At 73.6% G+C, this 19,390-nt stretch carries 21 protein-coding genes; 8 read left to right on the top strand and 13 right to left on the bottom strand.

Annotated features, from left to right (window positions below):
- Window positions 1–80 precede the first annotated feature (80 nt).
- Both C593_RS0119915 and C593_RS0119920 read left to right on the top strand, forming a co-directional pair.
- Complete coding sequence (locus C593_RS0119915; protein WP_018849067.1) at window positions 81–845, top strand: GntR family transcriptional regulator; 765 nt, start codon at window positions 81–83, stop codon at window positions 843–845.
- A gap of 57 nt (window positions 846–902) precedes the next feature.
- On the top strand, window positions 903–2,189 hold the full coding sequence (locus tag C593_RS0119920) for a type ISP restriction/modification enzyme (RefSeq protein WP_018849068.1): 1,287 nt from the start codon (window positions 903–905) through the stop codon (window positions 2,187–2,189).
- Window positions 2,190–2,231: 42 nt separating this feature from the next.
- Here C593_RS0119920 and C593_RS0119925 read toward each other — a convergent pair whose 3' ends face one another.
- Window positions 2,232–3,212: an HTH domain-containing protein gene (locus C593_RS0119925; protein ID WP_018849069.1), complete on the bottom strand. Its 981-nt coding sequence runs from the start codon at window positions 3,210–3,212 to the stop codon at window positions 2,232–2,234.
- Between the two features lie 222 nt (window positions 3,213–3,434).
- Here C593_RS0119925 and C593_RS0119930 point away from each other — a divergent pair, with 222 nt between their 5' ends.
- A complete protein-coding gene (locus C593_RS0119930; RefSeq protein WP_026277870.1) occupies window positions 3,435–3,830 on the top strand; it encodes a RidA family protein in 396 nt (131 codons plus the stop codon).
- A 70-nt stretch (window positions 3,831–3,900) separates the two neighbouring features.
- Entirely contained in the window at window positions 3,901–5,103 is a 1,203-nt protein-coding gene (locus C593_RS0119935; protein WP_018849071.1) for a CaiB/BaiF CoA transferase family protein, read from the top strand.
- 678 nt (window positions 5,104–5,781) lie between these two features.
- On the opposite strand, the gene C593_RS0119940 is transcribed toward C593_RS0119935, so the two are convergent.
- Window positions 5,782–6,048, bottom strand: coding sequence for a hypothetical protein (locus C593_RS0119940; protein ID WP_026277871.1), 267 nt, complete (start codon window positions 6,046–6,048; stop codon window positions 5,782–5,784).
- A gap of 283 nt (window positions 6,049–6,331) precedes the next feature.
- Here C593_RS0119940 and C593_RS30045 point away from each other — a divergent pair, with 283 nt between their 5' ends.
- On the top strand, window positions 6,332–7,315 hold the full coding sequence (locus C593_RS30045; RefSeq protein WP_078521675.1) for a serine/threonine-protein kinase: 984 nt from the start codon (window positions 6,332–6,334) through the stop codon (window positions 7,313–7,315).
- A 123-nt stretch (window positions 7,316–7,438) separates the two neighbouring features.
- Here C593_RS30045 and C593_RS0119950 read toward each other — a convergent pair whose 3' ends face one another.
- Window positions 7,439–8,248 (bottom strand): SGNH/GDSL hydrolase family protein, encoded by an 810-nt coding sequence (locus C593_RS0119950; protein ID WP_018849074.1) that lies wholly within the window; start codon window positions 8,246–8,248, stop codon window positions 7,439–7,441.
- 279 nt (window positions 8,249–8,527) lie between these two features.
- A complete protein-coding gene (locus tag C593_RS0119955; protein ID WP_026277872.1) occupies window positions 8,528–8,908 on the bottom strand; it encodes a GntR family transcriptional regulator in 381 nt (126 codons plus the stop codon).
- Between the two features lie 145 nt (window positions 8,909–9,053).
- Here C593_RS0119955 and C593_RS0119960 point away from each other — a divergent pair, with 145 nt between their 5' ends.
- On the top strand, window positions 9,054–9,974 hold the full coding sequence (locus tag C593_RS0119960; RefSeq protein WP_026277873.1) for a GNAT family N-acetyltransferase: 921 nt from the start codon (window positions 9,054–9,056) through the stop codon (window positions 9,972–9,974).
- Window positions 9,955–10,476, top strand: a complete 522-nt coding sequence (locus C593_RS0119965) for a ribonuclease FAU-1 family protein (protein ID WP_018849077.1) — start codon at window positions 9,955–9,957, stop codon at window positions 10,474–10,476. The genes C593_RS0119960 and C593_RS0119965 overlap by 20 nt, the downstream gene beginning before the upstream one ends.
- A gap of 46 nt (window positions 10,477–10,522) precedes the next feature.
- Here the strand turns inward: C593_RS0119965 and C593_RS0119970 are convergent, their stop codons facing one another.
- Genes C593_RS0119970 through C593_RS0119980 form a run of 3 tightly spaced genes read right to left on the bottom strand, consistent with a single transcriptional unit; the run spans window position 10,523 to window position 13,658 of the window.
- Complete coding sequence (locus C593_RS0119970; protein ID WP_018849078.1) at window positions 10,523–12,043, bottom strand: tripartite tricarboxylate transporter permease; 1,521 nt, start codon at window positions 12,041–12,043, stop codon at window positions 10,523–10,525.
- Window positions 12,044–12,045: 2 nt separating this feature from the next.
- The gene (locus C593_RS0119975) at window positions 12,046–12,678 is read right to left on the bottom strand and encodes a tripartite tricarboxylate transporter TctB family protein (protein ID WP_018849079.1); all 633 of its coding nucleotides are present in this window, start codon (window positions 12,676–12,678) and stop codon (window positions 12,046–12,048) included.
- On the bottom strand, window positions 12,675–13,658 hold the full coding sequence (locus tag C593_RS0119980) for a tripartite tricarboxylate transporter substrate binding protein (RefSeq protein ID WP_026277874.1): 984 nt from the start codon (window positions 13,656–13,658) through the stop codon (window positions 12,675–12,677). The genes C593_RS0119975 and C593_RS0119980 overlap by 4 nt, the downstream gene beginning before the upstream one ends.
- Before the next feature lie 184 nt (window positions 13,659–13,842).
- On the opposite strand from C593_RS0119980, the gene C593_RS0119985 reads away from it, so the two are divergent.
- Complete coding sequence (locus C593_RS0119985) at window positions 13,843–14,520, top strand: response regulator (protein WP_078521685.1); 678 nt, start codon at window positions 13,843–13,845, stop codon at window positions 14,518–14,520.
- Window positions 14,521–14,580: 60 nt separating this feature from the next.
- Here the strand turns inward: C593_RS0119985 and C593_RS0119990 are convergent, their stop codons facing one another.
- The 6 genes from C593_RS0119990 to C593_RS0120010 all read right to left on the bottom strand — a co-directional run bounded on the left by C593_RS0119990 (window position 14,581) and on the right by C593_RS0120010 (window position 19,337).
- Window positions 14,581–14,943 carry a VOC family protein gene (locus C593_RS0119990; RefSeq protein WP_018849082.1) on the bottom strand — a complete coding sequence of 121 codons (363 nt, stop codon included), beginning with the start codon at window positions 14,941–14,943 and terminating at the stop codon, window positions 14,581–14,583.
- 336 nt (window positions 14,944–15,279) lie between these two features.
- Complete coding sequence (locus C593_RS0119995; protein WP_026277876.1) at window positions 15,280–16,449, bottom strand: tyrosine-type recombinase/integrase; 1,170 nt, start codon at window positions 16,447–16,449, stop codon at window positions 15,280–15,282.
- Between the two features lie 70 nt (window positions 16,450–16,519).
- Window positions 16,520–16,735: an excisionase family DNA-binding protein gene (locus C593_RS31875; RefSeq protein WP_078521679.1), complete on the bottom strand. Its 216-nt coding sequence runs from the start codon at window positions 16,733–16,735 to the stop codon at window positions 16,520–16,522.
- Between the two features lie 144 nt (window positions 16,736–16,879).
- Window positions 16,880–18,136: a DUF3631 domain-containing protein gene (locus C593_RS0120000; protein ID WP_018849084.1), complete on the bottom strand. Its 1,257-nt coding sequence runs from the start codon at window positions 18,134–18,136 to the stop codon at window positions 16,880–16,882.
- Window positions 18,133–18,441, bottom strand: coding sequence for a hypothetical protein (locus C593_RS30050; RefSeq protein WP_018849085.1), 309 nt, complete (start codon window positions 18,439–18,441; stop codon window positions 18,133–18,135). Before C593_RS30050 ends, C593_RS0120000 begins: the two co-directional genes overlap by 4 nt.
- The gene (locus tag C593_RS0120010; protein ID WP_018849086.1) at window positions 18,438–19,337 is read right to left on the bottom strand and encodes a bifunctional DNA primase/polymerase; all 900 of its coding nucleotides are present in this window, start codon (window positions 19,335–19,337) and stop codon (window positions 18,438–18,440) included. Before C593_RS0120010 ends, C593_RS30050 begins: the two co-directional genes overlap by 4 nt.
- Window positions 19,338–19,390: the final 53 nt, after the last annotated feature.

Genomic DNA, 19,390 nt, shown 5'->3' on the forward strand with positions numbered 1-19,390 from the left:
GGCGGAACCGAACAGCCGTGGCCGGTCGTGGCAGCCCGCCGTATCAGCCATAGCCGAGAACCGTCCCGTACGGAGACGCCGTGACCTCCTCCCCCTCCTCCTTCGCCCCCGACTCGCTGGTCCTGAACCGCAAGCTCCCGCTGTGGTACCAGGTCTCGCAGTCGCTGCGCGCCTCGATACTGGGCCGGGCCCCCGAGGCGTCCCTGCGGCTGCCGACCGAGGAGCAGCTCGCGCAGCACTACGGCGTGAGCGTGCTGACCATGCGGCAGGCGCTCAAGGAGCTTGAGGAGGAGGGGCTGATCAGCCGGCACCGCCGCCGGGGCACCTTCATCGAGCCGGGGGCGCGGCCGAGTGCGCCCCGGCGGCTGCTGGGCTCCATCGACGCGATCGTGGCCCAGCAGTCGGGCGAGCGGACCACGGTCCTCGGGCACGGCCCGCGTCCCGTGCCCGCCGACCTGGCCGAGCACTTCCCCGGCCTGGACGAGGTGGTCGTCTTCCGGCGGCTGCGCCGCGACGGCGACAGCGGCGAGCCGACGAACTGGGCGGAGAACGCGCTCGGCCCGGACCTGGCGGCCCGGGTGGACGTGACGGACCTGGAGCGCTGGCCGATGACCAAGGTCCTCCGGGACGTCCTCGGCGTGCGCATCAGCCGCATCACGGACACGGTCGAGGCCCGCCTCGCGGACCCGGAGACCGCGGAACTCCTCGGCGTCCCGCTGCTGAGCCCGATCCTGCACTACACGGGCGTCACCTACGACGAGGAGGGCCTGGTCGTGGACGTGGCCCGGATCCGGTACCGGGGGGACCGGTTCTCCTTCTCGGTGACGGTGGACGCGGCGGACTGAGGCGTGGCCCCGGCCACCGCCGGGCGGGCCCCCCGCGGTCACCGTCGCGCCACTAGCATGCGGACGGTGACCACCGCACGCACCGACCACACCACCGGGCCGGACCCCGGGGACCCCGGAGCCGCCGGGGACGCCGGGAACGCCCTTCTCGCGGACGCGCCGCTGCTCGACGAGCTGATGCCGTGGTCGGTCGCGCCCCTGCGGCTGGGGCGGGGCTGGGTGATGGCTCCGGACGCCGGCTCCTTGCGGCGGCGGTGGGACGCGCTGCTCGGGGCCGGGGACGAGGCGGCGCGGGAGGCGCTGTTCGAGGTCAGCCGGTCCCGGGGGCCGCGGAGCACGGTGGCGCGGCTGCCGGGGCAGCGGGCGGCCGGGACCGGGCCCATCGCCCATGAGACGGGCCGCTGCCCGGAGCCGGTCCGGGTGCTGCACGGCGCGTACGACGAGCAGTGGCTCCTCCCGGACAGCCGGCTGATCGACGCGGCCCGGCCCGAGTTGTGGCGGGTCCTCGACGCGACGCACCAGCTCTTCGCCGTCGAGCAGGGGCAGGTCCCCCGGGCCGGCGGCCCCGCGCTGACGGTCACCGCACACCTGCCCGACGGGCGTTCCCCGGCGGGGCGGCCGGGCCGGATCCGGCCGCTGTACCGCAGGCCCGGCGGCCTGGAGCCCAACCTCGCACCCGGTCTCACCGGGCATCTCGCGGACCGCTACGGGCTCCCCGTCACGGCACGCGACGTGCTCTGCTGGATCACCGCGGCGGCGCACGCCACACCTCATGGCTGCGCGGTCCCGCTCACCGCGGACCCGGCCGCCTGGGAGGAGGGCGTGGCGCTGGGCCGCCGACTGGTGGAGGTCCAGCTCCGCGGGGCACACGGCCTGCCGCGCCCGAAACTCCCGGGCGGCCGCCGCCCGTACGTCCGCGCGGCGATCCCGGCCCGCCCGGACGCCCTGTCCTACGACGCGGCCGACGAGACCCTGCTCATCGGCCCGACCGGCCGCGTCTCCCCCGTCCCGGCGGCGGCCTGGGAGGCCGAGGCGGGCGGTGTCCGCGTCCTGGGCCAGTGGTTCGCCCGCCGCACCGCCCCGGCCGAGCCGGGCACCCTGGCGTCCCTGCGACCGGAGTCCTGGCCGCAGGAGTGGACCTCGGAGCTGCTGGAACTGATCACCGTCCTGGCCCTGCTCGCCGAACTCGGGCCCGGCGCGGCCGCGTTGGCCACCGCCCCTCCCCTGACGGCCACCGACCTCCGCACGGCGGGCGTCCTGCCCGCGCCCCCGGCCTCCCGGCGCCCGGCCTCGGTCCTCGACCCGGAGGAGGAGGGGCCGGGGGGTCAGCTGACGCTGGTGTAGGAGGTGTCCGGCCCCGATCCGCCGGACACCTCCTGATGCCCCTCACTCCCGGGACGGCTCCCCGTAACGCGCGGCCATCGCGGCTCCCCGGGCCCGGAGGGCGGTGCGCAGGGAGAGTGGGGTCAGGGCCTCCGCGTCCAGGCCGAGTTGCCACAGGGCCCACTCCGCGTGGCGGGCGTCCTGGAAGGTGACCTCCAGGCGGAGGCGGCCGTCCTCGGCGGGTTCCTGCGCGCGGACGGCGAGGGCGGTGTCGAGCAGTTCTTCGCGGCGGGCCGGGTCCAGCAGGAGCAGGGCGGTGAGGTGGTCGCCGTCGGAGAGGAAGCGGGCGGAGCGCTCGCGCCAGATCCGGTCGAGGTCGACCCGGTCGGGGCGCAGGGCCGGTTCAGGGACTTCCTCGGCGGTCAGGACGCGTGAGAGCCGGTAGGTGCGGTCCGCGCCGGATCGCGTGGCCAGGAGGTAGGCGCGGTCGCGGACGGTGACCAGGCCGATCGGGTCCACCGTGCGCCACTGCGGGGCCCGGCCCGTGGCCGCGTAGTGGATGCGCAGCTTGTGCCCCGCGAGCACCGCGCGGCGGACCACGGCCATCGTGGCGTGGGGCACCTCGTCCCTGACCTGCCGGCGGGCGAGCAGGTCGGTCTCCGGCTCGACGAGGAAGCGCCGGGCCGCGTCGCTCGCGGTGGTCCGGTGTCCCTCGGGCAGCGCGTCGGCCACCTTCCGCAGGGCCGAGGCGAGCGCCGGGCCGAGGCCGAACACCTGCTCGCCGCGCGCCGATCCGGCGGTCAGCACCGCGAGGGCCTCGTCGTGGTTCAGCCCGGTGAGCTCGGTCCGGAAGCCGGGCAGCAGCGCGAACCCGCCGTACCGGCCGCGTTCGGCGTAGACCGGGACGCCGGCCGTGGACAGTGCCTCGATGTCGCGCAGCACGGTGCGTGTGGAGACCCCCAGCTCGCGGGCGAGGGTGTCCGCGGTCAGCCGGCCGTGCCGGCGCAGCAGGAGCACCAGGGAGACCAGCCGGTCCGCGCGCATGGCGGGAACTCTACGGAGTCCGCGTCCCATACATGACGGAGGGTGTCATGAATGACCGGCAGGCTCGTCGGCACGAGGTCGAAACCGGCGCCCCGCGCGCCGCCCCCGGCCCGGTACGTCCGACGACGAGCCGAAGGAGCTGACGGCGCGATGGAACGAACAGCGAAGCGCACGACGGGGAAGGACACGGCGGTGAAGCGCACGACGGGGACGGACACGGCGGTGGAACGGACGGCGGTCAACCCGGTCGGCTGGTCGGTGGAGCTGGGGTTCAACCAGGGCGAACTGGTCTCCGGCCACACCCGGACCCTGTACCTCTCGGGCCAGACGGCGATGAGCGAGGACGGCAAGCCCCTGCACGAGGGCGACATGGCGGCGCAGCTGGCGCTGAGCACCGAGAACCTGGAGGCGGTGCTCGCCGAGGCCGGCATGTCGCTCGTGAACCTCGTCCGCCTCACCGTCTACACCACCGACGTGGACCTGCTGTTCCGGCACTACGGCGGGCTGGCGGGGCGGCTGGGCGCCGCCGGGGCGGCACCGGCCACCACGATGCTGGGGGTGACCAGGCTGGCGATCCCGGGCCAGCTGGTGGAGCTGGAGGGAACGGCCGTCGCGTAGCGGAAACCGGCCGGAACCCAGGGGGATCCGGGGGGTGACAGGCCCCCGGCCCGCGCGGTAAGCAGACCCCATGGACGATGATCAGCAGCCCCTCCCCCTCGACGGCGTCACTGTCGTCGCCGTCGAGCAGGCCGTGTCCGCGCCGTTCGCCACACGGCAGCTCGCCGACCTGGGGGCGCGGGTGATCAAGGTGGAGCGGCCGGACGGCGGGGACTTCGCGCGGGGGTACGACACCGCCGCGCGGGGTCTGGCCTCGCACTTCGTGTGGTGCAACCGGGGCAAGGAGTCGATCGCGGTCGATCTGAAGGACCCGCGCGGCCGGGACCTCGTGCACCGGCTCGTCGCGGACGCGGACGTGTTCGTGCAGAACCTGGCGCAGGGGGCGGCCGCGCGGTTGGGGCTGGACGCGGCCGCCCTCTGCGCCCGGCACCCCCGGCTGGTCGCCGTGGACATCTCCGGGTACGGGGCCGGCGGCCCGTACGCGCACAAGCGGGCCTACGACATGCTCGTCCAGTGCGAGGCGGGCCTGGTCTCGGTGACCGGAACGCCCGAGGAGCCGGTGAAGGCGGGTATCCCGGCGGCCGACATCGCCGCCGCGATGTACGCGTTCTCCGGCGTCCTGGCCGCGCTGCTGCGGCGCGCGGCCACCGGCCGCGGCGGCCCGGTGGAGGTCTCGATGCTGGAGGCGCTGGCCGAGTGGATGGGGCATCCGCTGCACCACGGGATGCACGGCGGCGAGCCCCCGCGCCGGACCGGGCTGGCGCACGCGGTGATCGCCCCGTACGACGGGTACGCGACGGCCGGCGGCGGGCGGGTGCTGCTCTCCGTGCAGAACGACCGCGAGTGGCGGCGGCTGGCCGAACAGGTGCTGGAGCGGCCGGAACTGGCCCACGACCCCGACTTCGCGACGAACGCGGCACGCACGGCGAACCGGGAGCGGACGGATGCCGTGGTGGCCGGGGCGCTGGCAGTGCTGAGCGCGGCGGAGGCGGTCGGCCGGCTGGAGGCGGCGGGCATCGCGTGCGCGCGGATCAACACCGTGCGGGACGTGGCCGCGCATCCGCAGCTCGCGGCCCGCGACCGGTGGCGCGAGATCGGCTCACCGGCCGGGCCGCTGCGGGCGCTGCTCCCCCCGATCACCCTGCCGGGCGGGCCCCCGGCACTGATGGGGGCGGTTCCCGCGCTCGGCGAGCACACGGACGCCCTGCTGCGGGCGCTGGGGACGACGGCAGAGGAAGCGGCCGCGCTGCGCCGGGACGGGGTGGTCGCCTGATCGGCGGCGCGGGCCGCCGGGGGCGGCGCGGCGGGCACGACGAGTGCAGGCCGGGGGCGTGCGGGGGTGTGCGAGGGCCGGCCCGGGGCGCGGCTGTCTCAGCGGGTGTTCCTGCGGGCGGGCCGCCGCCGGGGCGCTGAGGCTGGGGCGTTCCCGGGGCGTTGGAGCCGTGGCGTTGGAGTTTGGACGTTCGCAGTGGCAGGACGCGCGGGCGGGCCGGGCGGCCCGCCGGAGGAGCGTCGTCGCGCGGCCCGGCCGGCGGGCGGGCGCGTGAGCACGTCCGGTTCGGGGCGGCGTGCCGACGATGCCCCGGCCTCCACGAGTCCGGCCGGGAGCACGTCCCGTGCGGGGCGGCGTGAGCCGGTGATGCGGGGCGCGGGAGGTGGTGCAGGGCGGTGGTGCGGGGCGCGGGCCGGTGGTGCGGGGCGCGGGAGGTGGTGCAGGGCGGTGGTGCGGGGCGCGGGCCGGTGGTGCGGGGCGCGGGAGTGGGCGTACGGCGTCCGGCCGAATGCCGGAGTGCGCGGGCGTACAGGAGGGCGGGCTGGGGCGCGCGGGCCCGGCATGCGCGCCGGGCCCCGGAACCGGGTGCGCGCCGGTCGCACACCGGCGTACGGCGCGCGACCGGCGCGCGAAGGCCGGCCGGGTGTGCTCGGGTGACGAGCGCGGGAGAGGGGTGGGTCAGCGGCGGCTGCCGAAGAGCGAGCGGCGCAGCCGCCGAAGCGGCGCGAACAGCGAGACGCGTGCGCTCTTGCTCCTGCGTCCGCCGTGCGTCACCTCGCGCGAGGTCAGCTCGCGCATCAGCAGGGTCGCTTCGGCGGCCTCGCCCTGTGGCACGGCGGGACCGCCGAGCACAGCGAGGTGGCGGTCGAGACGCGAACTGGTCGCGCCGCTCCCGCAGGTGATGGCAGGCACCCGCGGCCTGCTGCGAACTGTTATCTGATCCATGTCACTCCCCACCCGTACGAGACACCCGGCCCGGGCAGATTAACCCTAGCGCCCCGACGGGACACCCGTGTATCCCGCCTCCATGATTCAGCACACGCGTAGGGAGGTTGACGGTCACTCTCCGAATACGGGTGCATCCGGGGCGAGTTGACGGAACGGTTCCCCGCAGGTCCGGCCGGAAAACTACTGACGCAGCGTCACAGAGGTTCATTTCTCCGTGAGTTCAACTAGATTGGAGGAGTTTTCACCGTGTTGCGGCCGACGGTTCGGGCAGGGGAACGGCATGAGCGAGGCACCGGGATCGGGTCGGATGATTGCGGAGCGCTACCGCCTGATCGGGCCGCTCGGCGAGGGCGGCACGGGCGTGGCGTGGCTGGCCCGCGACGAGCTGCTGGACCGGGACGTGGCCGTCAAGGAGATCCGCGTACCGGCGGGCCCCGACACCGCGGCCACACGTTCGCACTACGCACGTCTGGAGGACGCCGCCCGCCGGGCCGGACGGGTCGCGCACCGCAACGTGGTCGCCGTGCACGATGTCGCCACGGGCGAGGGCCGGCCGTGGATCGTGATGGAACTCGTGCGCGGGCTGGCCCTCTCGGAGGTGCTGGAGGCGGAGGGCGCGCTCCCGCCCCGGCGGGCCGCGCAGCTCGGGGCGGAGGCGCTCGCGGGACTGCGGGCCGCCCACGCGGCGGGTGTGGTGCACGGTGACGTCCGCCCGTCCAAGGTCCTGATCGCCAACGACGGCCGGGTGCTGGTCACCGGCTTCGGCGCGGCGGACCCGGGCGGCGGGCCGGAGGCGGTGGCGAACGGCGCGGCGGCGGACCTGTGGTCGCTGGGTGCGCTGCTGCACACCGCGGTGACGGGCCGGGCACCTGACGGCGGGGCCGGGGTCCCGGAGCGGGCGGAGGCGCTGGGCCCGGTGATCGGGGGACTGCTGAGGCCGGACCCGGCGGACCGGATGTCCGCGGCGGACGCGGAGCACCGGCTGCGCCTGGCGGCCTCGAGCGGCGGGCGCCCCGAACCGGGCCCGGGTACGGACGCCCCCTCCTCGCCGGCCCCGCGCACCGAGTCCGAGGCGACGGGCGGAGGCGGCGGCGGAGGCCGAGGTGACGGGAGCCCCACGCCGGACCCGGGCGGCTCCGCGGACGACGGCCGGCGGGCGGGCGGCCCGGCTGGCCGCCTGAGCCCGGTGGCGGTGCTGGCCCTCGGCGTGGTGGCGCTGCTGGCGGCGGTGGCCGCGCTGGTCTGGACGGTGACGGGCGGCTGACGCCCGCCCAGGAGCCGGACGTCCACCGAGATTTGGACGCCCGCCCAGCAGCCATGCGGGAAACGCCGGACGCCGGCCCCGGTGAGGGGGCCGGCGCGGGGGTCGCGATGCCAGCGGGAGCGATCAGTCGTTGGCGTTGAGGACGGGGAGATAGCCGCCGGACTGTCCGGCCGCAGTGGGGTGGTACGACTCGCCGATGTTCAGCCAGTTGACGCTGTGCAGCCAGGCCGAGCCCGAGCAGATCTCGTGGCCGGTGAAGGTCCCGACGACGCTGCCGAAGGCGTACCCGTGGTCGGCCGCGCGCTTGGCGATGGCCGCGTTGAGATGGTCGGACGCGCCGTTGATCGCGGCCCGCTCCTTCTCGGTCAGCCCGGCGAGGCAGTTGCCGTTCAGCTTGTAGAAGCGGGGGTAGCCGAGGACGACCACCCGGGCCGAGGGCGCCTTGGCGCGGATCGCGGAGTAGACGGTGTCGAGCCGGCCGGGCAGGGTCGAGTCGACGTACGCCTTGGCCTGGTTGATCCGGTTGATACAGGTCGACTCGGACTGGAGGACGCAGGTGGTCATGACGTCCGCGAAGCCGGCGTCGTTGCCGCCGACGGTGACGGACACGAGGTCGGTGCCGGAGCCCAGCGGACCGAGCTGATTGGCCGTCACATCGTTGGTGCGCGCACCCGAGCAGGCGGTGAAGGCGAAGGAGGAGGGGGCGTTGGCGGCGGCCCACAGGGCGGGGTAGGCGCGGTTGGTGCGCTTGCAGTCGCCGCTGGATCCGATGTAGTTGCCGGCTCCGACGCCGGAGGAGTAGGAGTCGCCGAGGGCCACGTAGTCGACGGCCTGGGCGGAGGAGTCGGCCTGGGCGGCGGTTGCTCCGGTGAGAGCGAGGACGGCGCCGAGGAGGAGTGAGGACGAGAGTGCCGCGATACGGGACAGCTTCATGGAACCTCCCAGTTGGCAGGGTCTGTCTCTGCTTCAACTTTCGTAGCAACGCGCGCACTTGGCGGGAAGCGTTCACGCCGAAGGTGTTACCGACGGGTTTTCGGGAGATGAAGCGTATGCCGTGATGAACGTGAAGATCCGGTATTGGTCCGGCGTTTCGGACATCGAAAGCGCAGGTGGGCCCGGACGGGCTGTATACGGGCGGGCGCGGCACCCCGACCGGTCGCACACCGGTCGGGCGGCTCGGGCGGTCGGCACACCAGCCGGACCGGGCGGCCGTCAGCCCCGGTCGCCGTACTCCGCGCGCAGCGCCTCCCGCACCGCCGCCAGCGCCGCGGCCCGGGTGAGACCCAGCCGGCGCGCCTGTGCCGCGTACACCGCGGCGGCGTTCGCGGCCTGGCGGTCCGCCGCGTCGCCCGCCGCGGCCACGACCGTCCCGTTGCGGCCGCGGGTCTCGACCACTCCGTCCGTCTCCAGCGCCCGGTACGCCTTGGCGACGGTGTTGGCCGCCAGACCCAGTTCCTCCGCCAGCGCACGGACGGTCGGCAGGCGGTGGCCCACGGGGAGCAGGCCGGAGCGGGCCTGCTCGGCGATCTGGGCGCGGACCTGCTCGTACGGGGCCTCGGCGGCGGCCGGGTCGATGGTGAGGTTCAAGGTCACGGGCTGATTGTGCCTCAGCTCCACCCACCCTCCCGACCACCCGGACCCGACCACCCCGACCCGACTACCTGAACCTGACCACATGAACCTGACCACCCGGATATTGGGAGGCGACATGGTGGCGGACCACATAGCCTCCGGCACCATGACTGTCATCGTGCGCGACTTCCGCCCGGAGGACGGCGCCGCCGTGACCCGGGTGCGGCGGGCCGCTCTGCCGTTCGACGTGACCACCCCGGAGTCCCTGGCGTTCAGCGTCCGCACGGCCCACCCCGACAAGAGGTTCCGGCTGCTGGTCGCCGAGGAGGACGGCGAGATCGTCGGTGCGGCCAATGCCGGGGTCGCGTACGAGGCCTCCGAGCCCGGGCTCTCCTTCGCCAATCCGGTCGTGGACCCGGCGCACCGGGGGCGCGGCGCGGGCGGGCTGCTGCTGCGCAGGGCCGAGGAGCATCTGGCGGCGGCGGGAGCGGTCTCCCTGTTCTCCTGGGTGGAGGACACCCCCGCCTCCCGCGCCTTCGCCAGGAAGCGGGGCTACCGGCCACGCCGGCCGGCACACTTCCTGCACCTGGACCTGACCTCGGGCACGCTCCCCGAGCCGCCCGCCCTGCCGCCCGGCGCGGAACTGCGCACCGCCGCCGCGTACGAGGACGACCCCCGTCCGATGTTCCTCGCGGACGCGGAGGCCACCTCGGACGAACCCAGCGATGTCGGCGCGGACCTCTCCGACTACGCGGACTGGATCCGGCACACCTGGGAGAACCCCCTCCTCGACCGCGCCCTGTCCAGTGTGGTCGTCGTGGGCGGCGAGGTGGCCGCGTTCACCGCCGCCCTGACCGACCGGGAGACCCGCTACTGGAGCGGTATGACCGGCACCGTCCGTGCCCACCGGGGCAGGGGCTACGCCAGGATCGCCAAGAGCGACTCGCTCCGCCGGGCGCGCGCGGCCGGACTCAGGGACGCGTACACCAGCAACGACGCGGACAACGGGCCGATGCTTGCGGTCAACACCTGGTTCGGTTACCGGGTCTGCGCCTCGGAGGTCCGGCATGTCCGCTCCCTCGTCTGACCCCGGCCCCCGTGCCGGGTCCGGCCCCGTCAGGGAGGTCGTCCTCGTCAAGGCCGGGGTCACCAAGATCCGCTACCCGGCCGCGGTGGTGCGCGACGACGGCGGCCATCTCGTCCTGCGTGCTCCCTGGGCGGCCCCGGGCGTACGGGACTTCGGCTTCGTGCGCTTCGAGCCGGGCGATGTCTTCACCGAGCACTACTGGCGGAACCGGTGGTACGCGGTCAAGGAGGTGCGCACGGGCACGGGCGTCCTCAAGGGCTGGTACTGCGATGTGACCCGGCCCGCCGTGACCGAGGGCGGTTCGGTGGTGGTGGAGGACCTCGACCTCGACCTGTGGGTGGCGGCCGACGGAACCGCCGTACTGCGCCTGGACGAGGACGAGTTCGCCGCGAGCGGCCTGCGGGAGCGCGACCCGGGCGCGGCGGAGGCGGCCGAGCGGGCCCTCGACGAGCTGGAACGGCAGGCCCGCTCGCCGGGGGGCCTCGCGACCCTGCTCGGCTGACGCGCGGGCGCGGCCCGGGGCCGGGCCCCGGGCCGCGCGCGGCCCGTCAGGACACCCCCGCCCGCCGGTCCGCGCCCCGGTCCGCCCGCCGCCCCGCGAACAGCCTCCGCAGCAGCGGCCACGCCAGCAGCAGCACGACGATCGTGTACACGGTGAGGCTGAACGGCGTGTTCACCAGCCCCGTCACGCTGCCGTCGCTGATCTGGAGGGCACGGCGGAGCTGCTGTTCGGCGGCCGGGCCGAGGATGACGCCGATGACCGCCGGCAGCACGGGCAGCCCGTACCGGCGCATACCGAACCCGATGAGGCCGATGACCAGCAGAATCACCAGGTCCAGCGCCTCCCCGCCGACCGCGTACGCGCCGACCGCGGCGAAGAAGAGGATGCCCGCGTACAGATACGGGCGCGGGATGCGCAGCAGCTTCGCCCACAGCGGCGCCAGCGGCAGGTTGAGAGCGAGCAGCAGCACCATGCCCACGAAGAGCGAGGCGATCAGACCCCACACCAGCTCGGGTTCCCGCTCGAACAGGAGCGGGCCGGGCTGGATGCCGTACTGCTGGAACGCGGCGAGCATCACGGCGGCCACGGCGGTCGTGGGCAGGCCGAGCGTCAGCATCGAGACCAGCGTCCCGGCCGCGGAGGCGGAGGCCGCCGACTCCGGCCCGGCCACGCCCTCGATCGCGCCGCGCCCGAACTCGTCCTTGTGCTTCGACAGCCGCTTCTCCGTCACATACGACAGGAAGGTGGGAATCTCCGCACCACCCGCCGGGATCGCGCCGAACGGGAAGCCGATGAACGGGCCCCGCAGCCAGGCCCTCCAGGTGCGCCGGAGGTCCGAGCGGGCCAGCCACGGGCGGCCGACCGGTATCGCCTCCCCCGCCGTGCGCCGCAGATGGGCCGCGACCCACAGCGCCTCGCCGATCGCGAAGAGGCCGACGGCGACGATGACGACGTCGACGCCGTCCGCGAGGTGCAGGGACCCGAAGGTGAGCCGGGACTGACCGGTCATCTGGTCCAGGCCGACCAGCCCGATGGTGAGGCCGATCAGCAGCGAGGCGAGCCCCCGGATGCGCGAGGAGCCCAGGACCGAGGTCACCGCGATGAACGCCAGCACCATGATCGCCAGGTAGTCGGGGGCGCCGATGCCCACGGCCAGGTCGGCGACGGTCGGGGCGAGGGCCACCAGCAGGATCGTGCCGACCATGCCGCCGGCGAAGTGCCCGATCGCGGCGGCGGCGAGCGCCTGGGCGCCGCGCCCCGCCTTGGCCATCGGGTTGCCTTCGAGCGCGGCGACCACGGCGGCGCTCTCACCGGGGGTGTTGAGGAGGATGGACGTGGTGGAGCCGCCGAACATCGCGCCGTAGTAGATGCCCGCGAACATGATGAACGCGCCGGTCGGGTCGAGCCCGTAGGTGACGGGCAGCAGCAGCGCCACCGCCATCGCCGGGCCGATACCGGGCAGGACGCCGATCGCGGTGCCCAGGAGCACGCCGACGGCGGCCCAGAGCAGGTTCGTCGGGGTGAGCGCGGTGCCGAACCCGTCGATGAGGGAGTTGAGAGAGTCCATCGCTACAGCACTCCCATCAGCGGGCCGCCCGGCAGGGGCACTCCGAGCAGGTTGTTGAAGACGGCGTAGGTGACGACCGCGAGGACGGCCGCGATCAGCGGGTCACGGTCGGGGCGCCGGCTGCCGAGGGCGAAGGCCGCGCCCCAGAAGAGCAGGGCGCCGGCGACGGGGAAGCCCACGGGCCCGACGAGCACGGCGAAGCCCAGGAAGACACCGGCGAGGAGCAGGACGGTGCGCCAGTCGCTCGGCTCGTCGAGGTCGACGTCCTCGCCACCCTCCGACTCCCCGCGTCCGCCGCGGAGCACGTCGACGGTGAGCAGCGCGGCGACGAGGAGCAGGCCGAGGCCGACGACGACCGGCACGGTGCGGGGGCCGACGGGGCCGCGCTGGGCGATGTCGACGTCCATGGTGAGCGCGTCGGTGAGGACGAGGACGCCGATGAGGGCCAGCAGCAGGCCGACGCCCAGCTCGGAGTGCTCGCGCAGCCAGGACCGGCGCGGGCCGCCCGGCCCGTCGGCGGGACCGGCGGACGCGTCCGGCGTGGGCGCGTGGGCGGGCCGGGGCTCGGGGGTGGGGTCGTGAGCGGGCCGGGGCTCGGGTGTGGGCCTGGGCTCGGGCCCGGGGGTCGTCGTCACAGTCCCAGCTCCTTCAGCACCTGGTCCACGCTGCGGTCCTGTTCGGCGAGGAAGTCGCCGAACGCGTCGCCCGCCAGAAACGCGTCGTCCCAGCCGTTCCGCTTCATCGACTCCCGCCACTCCTCCGTCTCGTGCAGGGCGGTCACGAGGGCGATGAGCTTGTCGCGTTCGGCGGCGGTGAGACCGGGCGGGGCGACGATGCCGCGCCAGTTGGTGAACTCGGTGTCCAGGCCCGCCTCGCGCAGGGTGGGCGCGTCGAGGCCGGGCACCCGCTCCGGTCCGGTGACGGCCAGCAGCCGCAGTTCGCCGGAGCGGATTTGGTCGAGGTACTCGCCGACGCCGGAGACCCCGAAGGCGACCTTGTCGCCGAGGATCGAGGCGAGGAGTTCGCCGCCGCCGTCGAAGGGGACGTAGTTGACGGACCGGGGGGCGATCCCGGCCGCCTGGGCCATCAGCATGGGCGCCAGGTGGTCGGGGCCGCCGGGCGAGGAGCCGCCGCCGACGGGGAGCTTGCCCGGGTTCTTCCGCCAGGCGTCGAGCAGTTCGCCGATCGTCCGGTACGGGGAGTCCTTGGAGACGACCACGATGTCGGGCTCCTCGGTGAGCCGGGCGATCGGGGTGGTGTCCGCGAGGGTGCTGGGCGCCTTGTTGGTGTGGACGGCGCCCACCACACCGAGGCCCATGGACATGGCCAGCTTGCCGTTGCCCCGTTCGCCGACGAGGCGGGACAGGCCGACGGTGCCGCCGGCGCCCGGCAGGTTGAAGACCTCGACGCCGTGTGTGAGCCCGGCGTCCTCGGCGTTCTTGGCGGCGGTGCGGGCGGTGATGTCGTAACCGCCGCCGGGGGTGTTGGGGACCATGAAGCGCAGCCCGGGGATCTGCGTGCCGGTGTCGGCCCCGCTGCCCGAGGTGAGCAGCGGGGGCACGAGGAGCACCAGCAGTGCGGCCCCGAGCAGGGCGATAGGGGTGCGCAAACGCACGGGCACGCCTCTCGTGAGCGATGGGTGGGTGTGACCTGGGGGTGCCGGCCGCCGGGAACACACCCGCGCGGCCGCCTGTGAGGTGGCCCACATGTTGCCCGCGTGTGAACAAGCTGTCTCCCTTCCGCAATCAACGGACGTTGTGGTCCTTGTGGTCGCGCCCTACCGTGTCGGCGTGACGAACGTGCTGGTGGTGGACGACGACTTCATGGTCGCCAAGCTCCACAGCCGCTATGTGTCCCAGACGGAGGGCTTCTCGGTCGTGGGCGTGGCGCACAGCGGCGCGGAGGCGCTGCGCGCCGCCGAGCGGCTGCGGCCGGATCTGGTGCTGCTCGACGTGTACCTGCCGGACATGGACGGCATCGCCGTGCTGCGCGAGCTGCGCGCGGCGGAGGCGGCCGATCCCAGGCGGGTGAGCGCGGACGCCCTGTTCATCACGGCGGCCCGGGACGCGGCGGTGGTGCGCTCCGCGCTGCGGGCGGGGGCGCTGCACTATCTGATCAAGCCGTTCAACCAGGCGGCGCTGCGGGAGCAGCTGCGGCACGTGGCCTCGCTGCGGTCACGGCTGGCACGGCTGGACGAGGCACGCCAGGAGGACGTGGACCAGATCTTCGGCACGCGTCCGCCGGGGTCGCGCGAGCTGCCGAAGGGGCTGGCGCCGCACACGGCCGAGCTGGTGGAACGCATCCTGCGGGAGCACCCGGGCGATCTGTCGGCCTCGGAGTGCGCGGAGGCGGGCTCCCTGTCCCGGGTGAGCACCCGCCGCTATCTGGAGTACTTCGTGGACACGGGCCGTGCGGAGGTCACCCTGCGGTACGGGGGGACGGGGCGCCCGGAGCGGCGCTACCGGCGGGTCGGCTGAGGCCGTCCGAGCCCCGGCTGTCTCAGGCGCTCGGCTGAGGCCGCCCGTCCCCCGGCTGTCTCAGGCGGCGGGCGGCTGGTGCAGCCCGAACGCCGAGCCCTGGTCGTCCTCGCAGATCAGGAACCGGCCGAAGCGGGCCACGGTCTCCTCGTCCCCGCCGAGCTCGGTCTCGTCGACCCGCCCGCCGAGTTCGCGGACCCGGGAGAGGGCGGCGTCCATGTCGTCGACCCGGAAGAACACATACGGCCGCGCCCCGGGATCCTCCCCGTGCACCCCGCCGGACGGCCCCTCGGTCCGGATCGCGTACCCCCCGCCCTCGGTCGCCCCTGCCTCGAAGACCCAGCCGAACAGTCCCCCGTAGAAGGCGCGGGCCCGCTCGGGGTCGCCCACCCCCAGCTCGAAGAAGGAGATCTCACCGGCCATGCTGGCTCCTGCGCGTCGTCGCGGTCGGGTCTCTTCCACCGTAGGCGGCACGGACACGGGGTGCACCCGGCCGTAGGCGGCACGGACACGGGGTGCACCCGGTCGGAGGCGGCTCGGCCACGGAGCGCACCCGGCCTTGGGCCGCCGCGATCGCAGTGCGGCCGGGCAGGCCCGGACGCCTCATCCTCAGTGCCCGCTTAGCCGCGCCTTAAAGGGACCGTAAGGCTACGACCCCCTCCCCCATCACGTATGGGCAGGTGAAAGGGTGGGTGGTCGCAGCACGCAGTCCCCGGGGGAGCCAATTCGGGAGCCACCGCCCCGAGAGAGGGAGCGCGGCTACTGATTCGGCTTGGTCGGCTTGAAGATGTCGTCCATGGCTTCAGCTCCCTCGGTCACCACCGGGCGAAGTTGCTTACGGTAGACGGTCTCTGTCGTGTTGGTTCCGCTGTGGCCTACGACGCGAGCAATCACTTCGATCGGGATGCCGTGGTCCGAAAGCAGAGACACAAAGCTCGTTCTGAGCTCCCGAGTCGTCCATGCATGGGCATCCTTGAAGCCAGCCTCGCCCAGCAGCACACGGAAGTTGCGCCGGACGTTCAGCGCTGTCCGGACATCACCGGTGTCTGATGGGAAGACCAGGCCATCTTCCTCCCACGTGCGGCCAGCAGCCTCCCTCTCCATCCGTTGCCTGACGCGATGAGCTTCCATCACGGAGGCTGCTTGCGCCGGCATGGCGAGCGAGCGGCGGCTCTTCCTAGTCTTCGTGTCGCCATGCCGCCGCACCGACCGCCAGACATCGACGTGCGGTCTGGCGCCTCTGGACGGGCGTGTGTGCACGTGGGCCCACGTGAGCGGGCGCGCCTCCTCTGGACGGACCCCGACCAGAAGGGAAAGGACTACATAGGCATGGATCCAGGTACCTGCCTGCGCTCGCAGCACGGCCTCTGCCTGCTCAAGGCTCAACGACTTGCTGGGGCGACCAGGCCGACCCTCAGGCACCTCGACCCAGTCAGCAACATTGCGCACGGCCTTTCCCCTGCGCTGCGCGTGGGCGATCGAGCGTCGGAGGATAGAGAGCAGCATCTTCAGCGACTGGCTCGCCAGCATCTCGGACTTCGTGTCAAGCCACTCGTCGACATCGTCGGCCTCAAGGTCCCGTAGCTTGCCCCTGCCCAGTTCCGTGATGATGTGCCTGTCCGCGAGGATTCGATAGGTCTCGACGCTGCTATCAGCACGTCCCTTGAGTCCTTGAGAGAACCAGTCGTCCACGGCTTGAGCAACGCTGTAGTTGGCAGGCGCCTTCACTCCGGCTTCGAGGTCCTTTTTCAGTTCGCGGAGCTTGCGCCGTACTTCAGTCTTGGTCTTCCCGGACACCTTGGGCCGGTTCCGCTTGCCTGCTGGGGTGTAGCCGAGTGACACGGCACCGATGAAGCGCTGCTTCGACTTGTCCCAGTAGATCGAGTCTTCTCCGTTCCCCGCTTTGCTTCGGCGCCCTACGTCGGTCATCTGTGCCTTCCAAAGGGGTGTGGGGCCATGCCGGCGTCGGCATGGCCCCACAGGGGTGGTGAGCTGTCTGTCAGGCGGCTGCGGCTGCTTCTCGCTTGAGGAGTTCGACGTACTCGTCGATGTACTCCGTGGGTACGAGGCGACGACGACCGACTCGGACCGTGCGGAGTCGCCCAAGGCGAATCTCCTCGTAGGCGGTTGAACGCTTCACGCCGAGCGCCTCCGCGGCGGCTTCCACGCGGTGTAGGCGGCGTTGCGGTGTGGAGGCGGCAGGGGCCGTGTCCATGTGGCTGACTCTCCTTCGTGGCGCGGGACGTTCAGGGGCCCAGCCCCGGTCTCTCAGATCCGCTACATCCGCTACATCTGCTACACCGCAGGTCAGGGGCCTGTTTCGTGTAGCAGATGCGCGAGATGTAGCAGATAGCTGCTGCTACGGGGCGGCGATTGCCGCGCCGGGCGTAGCGGATTGCGGGGTCGTGTAGCAGATTCCGGGGATCTCTTCTGCTACGGATTCACCCCCGCTGACCTGGGCTGTAGCAGATGTAGCGGATGTAGCGGACTCTCCGGGGGCCGGGGGGCAGTAGCGGGCCCAGGCGTCGGCCAGGTCCTCGGCGTAGTAGCCGCGCGGGACGGTGCCGCCGGGGGTGCGGATGGGCCGGGCTTTGACGGGCCGGTTGGCCGACGTCATGTAGCCGCTGAGCAGCCGTCCGAGTCCGCGCGGCGTGAGGGGTTTGCCGCCCATGTCGACCCACGGGGCGTCGTCCATCGCGGTCAGGCACTCGATGATCGCGGCGGTGGGCATGCGGTCGATGCCGCAGAACACGGTGTCGCGCAGGTCGGTCAGCAGCCGGATGCCTAGCGAGGATTCGTCGTCCTGCGCGGCGGCGGTGACCAGTTCCAGGCAGGCGGCGCGGGCACGGTCGGGCCAGTCGCCCCCGGCGGCGTCCGCGACGGCGAGCAGGGGTTCCCACACGTCGGCCGGCCGGTCGGTGACGCCTTCTGGCATCTCGGGCCATGCCCCGGTCAGGGGCTCGCGCACCTGGTCGGCCCAGCGGGCGAGCCGGTCCCGCAGCGCGTGCCCTTCCTTCTCGTCGCGGCGCTGCCGGTAGGGCTGGACGTGCTCGTTGGGGGCCCGGCGGCGCATGCGGATGATGACGGAGCGGGTCAGGATCGTGTCCGGCAGCGAGCCGAGACCGGCGACCGCGACGGCGCAGTAGGAGGGGAAGGGCTGCACGCTCTGGTTCGAGCCGTCCCCGACGCAGCGGTAGGTGACCCCGGAGCGCCGGTGTCCGGCGTTCAGGAAGCCGCGCAGTTCCTCGTTGTCCCCGGCCTTGGGGCCGAACACAGTGTCGATCTCGTCAAAGAGGATCGTCGGCCGCCCCTCTGTCCCGGATACGGCCCGGAACAGCGCGGCCGGGGAGGCGTTTACCGCCACCATCGGCTGCGGCACGAGGGTTTCCACGATCTCCAGCGCACGGGACTTGCCCGAACCCGGTTCGGGGGAGAGGAACGCGAGGCGGGGTGTGGAGTCGAAGGAGTCGAGCAGATGGGCGTGCGCGTCCCACAGGGCGACCGCGACGTAGGCGGCCTGAGTGGGGAAGACGTTGAACCGGCGGTGGAAGTGCTCGACCTCGTCGAGCAGCGCGGCCCCGTCGATGGACGACGCGGGCGGGTTGTTGCTGGTCATGCGGCGGTCCTCCTGTCCGCCTTGGTGGCGGTGGGGGTGGGCAGGTGGAGGTCAGTGACTGTGCGGACGCCCTGACGGGCGGCGACCCATGGGCCGCCTACGGCCGCCGGGGCGGTCTGTTCGGCGGCGGTGTGCGGGCAGTGGCCTACGCGTACGCGGCCGGTCAGTTCGGTCACGGCTTCCTCGCCGAGCGCGCGTTCGTGGTGCCCGCAGGCGCAGACCCAGTGGGTGGCCGGTGGGCGGGCGGCCATCCGGACGTGGAGCCCGGGGAGGCTTTTCAGGGCGGGGCGGGGCGGGTTGCTCATGCGGCCCCCGTCCGGGGCCGGGCGGTGCGGATGGACCAGTTCAGGGCGCTGCGGATGGTGGCGCGGCACTCTGCCGGCGCCAGTCCCGCAGCCTCGCCCGCCCCCTGAAACGCCTCCTCCACCACGTGCCGGGGGAGGTCGCCCCACGCGACGAACCGCCCGAGTGCCCGCGCCCCGGCCAGCAGCCGCGCGTTGCGTCCGCCCTCGGTCGTGGCGGCGACGGCGGCCGTTTCGGCCGTGAGCGCGGCCACAGCGGCGCGAGAGGCGCTTACGGCGGCCGGTGCGATGCTCAGTCCCGCAGACGCCTGGCGGGGCGTCAGGAGAGTGTGGAGCCAGTCCGGGAGCGGGGCGGGGGGCCGGTCGTCTTCGACGATGTAGGTTCCGGCGGGGGTGGTGCTGCCGGGGGCGACGACGTAGCCGCCCCATGCGCGGGTGTCGACCAGCGGGGCGAGGGTGCCCGCCGTGTTGGTGAGCCGGGTACCGGCCGGGGCGGTGAAGTACAGGTGTGTCCCCCCGGTTGCGGTCCGCACGCGGCGGGTGGTTGGGACCGCCTGCCCGGCGCGCTCGCAGAGCGCACGAAAGGTCGTCGCCCCGCCAGGGGCGTCCGCATTGGTCTTGGGCTGGTCCAGGTCGACGACCACGAGTCCGGCGGGGCCGGTCGCGATGCCGACGTTGAACGGCCCCGCCGCCCACGCGGTGCGGATGCGGTCGGGGTCGGTGGTGGCGCGCTGCTCCCACTTCACATGCCCGCCGGCACACGGGCCGGTGCGGGTGCAGGCGTTCTCGCCGTGCAGCGCGGGGCGCTTGCCGCCGGGCCGCAGCGGCAGGACCGGCCACCCTCGGGCGGCGGCATCGAGCGCTGCGGCGAGCAGCGCGGACTTGCGGTTATGGGGCATGCTGGAGACCTCCACTGTTCTGTTGGACGGGTGGATGAGGGCGGCCCCGGACT

The organism is Streptomyces sp. CNT372 (assembly GCF_000377145.1).

What these genes read in the sequence shown, in the direction of transcription:
- C593_RS0119950 (WP_018849074.1), bottom strand. Translation starts at nt 8,248, where the DNA reads ATGAAGCTGTCCCGTATCGCGGCACTCTCGTCCTCACTCCTCCTCGGC.
- C593_RS0119925 (WP_018849069.1), bottom strand. Translation starts at nt 3,212, where the DNA reads ATGCGCGCGGACCGGCTGGTCTCCCTGGTGCTCCTGCTGCGCCGGCAC.
- C593_RS0119990 (WP_018849082.1), bottom strand. Translation starts at nt 14,943, where the DNA reads ATGGCCGGTGAGATCTCCTTCTTCGAGCTGGGGGTGGGCGACCCCGAG.
- C593_RS0120000 (WP_018849084.1), bottom strand. Translation starts at nt 18,136, where the DNA reads ATGACCAGCAACAACCCGCCCGCGTCGTCCATCGACGGGGCCGCGCTG.
- C593_RS0119995 (WP_026277876.1), bottom strand. Translation starts at nt 16,449, where the DNA reads ATGACCGACGTAGGGCGCCGAAGCAAAGCGGGGAACGGAGAAGACTCG.
- C593_RS0119965 (WP_018849077.1), top strand. Translation starts at nt 9,955, where the DNA reads ATGTCCGCTCCCTCGTCTGACCCCGGCCCCCGTGCCGGGTCCGGCCCC.
- C593_RS0119940 (WP_026277871.1), bottom strand. Translation starts at nt 6,048, where the DNA reads ATGGATCAGATAACAGTTCGCAGCAGGCCGCGGGTGCCTGCCATCACC.
- C593_RS0120010 (WP_018849086.1), bottom strand. Translation starts at nt 19,337, where the DNA reads ATGCCCCATAACCGCAAGTCCGCGCTGCTCGCCGCAGCGCTCGATGCC.
- C593_RS30050 (WP_018849085.1), bottom strand. Translation starts at nt 18,441, where the DNA reads ATGAGCAACCCGCCCCGCCCCGCCCTGAAAAGCCTCCCCGGGCTCCAC.
- C593_RS0119920 (WP_018849068.1), top strand. Translation starts at nt 903, where the DNA reads ATGCGGACGGTGACCACCGCACGCACCGACCACACCACCGGGCCGGAC.
- C593_RS30045 (WP_078521675.1), top strand. Translation starts at nt 6,332, where the DNA reads ATGAGCGAGGCACCGGGATCGGGTCGGATGATTGCGGAGCGCTACCGC.
- C593_RS0119960 (WP_026277873.1), top strand. Translation starts at nt 9,054, where the DNA reads ATGACTGTCATCGTGCGCGACTTCCGCCCGGAGGACGGCGCCGCCGTG.
- C593_RS0119970 (WP_018849078.1), bottom strand. Translation starts at nt 12,043, where the DNA reads ATGGACTCTCTCAACTCCCTCATCGACGGGTTCGGCACCGCGCTCACC.
- C593_RS0119935 (WP_018849071.1), top strand. Translation starts at nt 3,901, where the DNA reads ATGGACGATGATCAGCAGCCCCTCCCCCTCGACGGCGTCACTGTCGTC.
- C593_RS31875 (WP_078521679.1), bottom strand. Translation starts at nt 16,735, where the DNA reads ATGGACACGGCCCCTGCCGCCTCCACACCGCAACGCCGCCTACACCGC.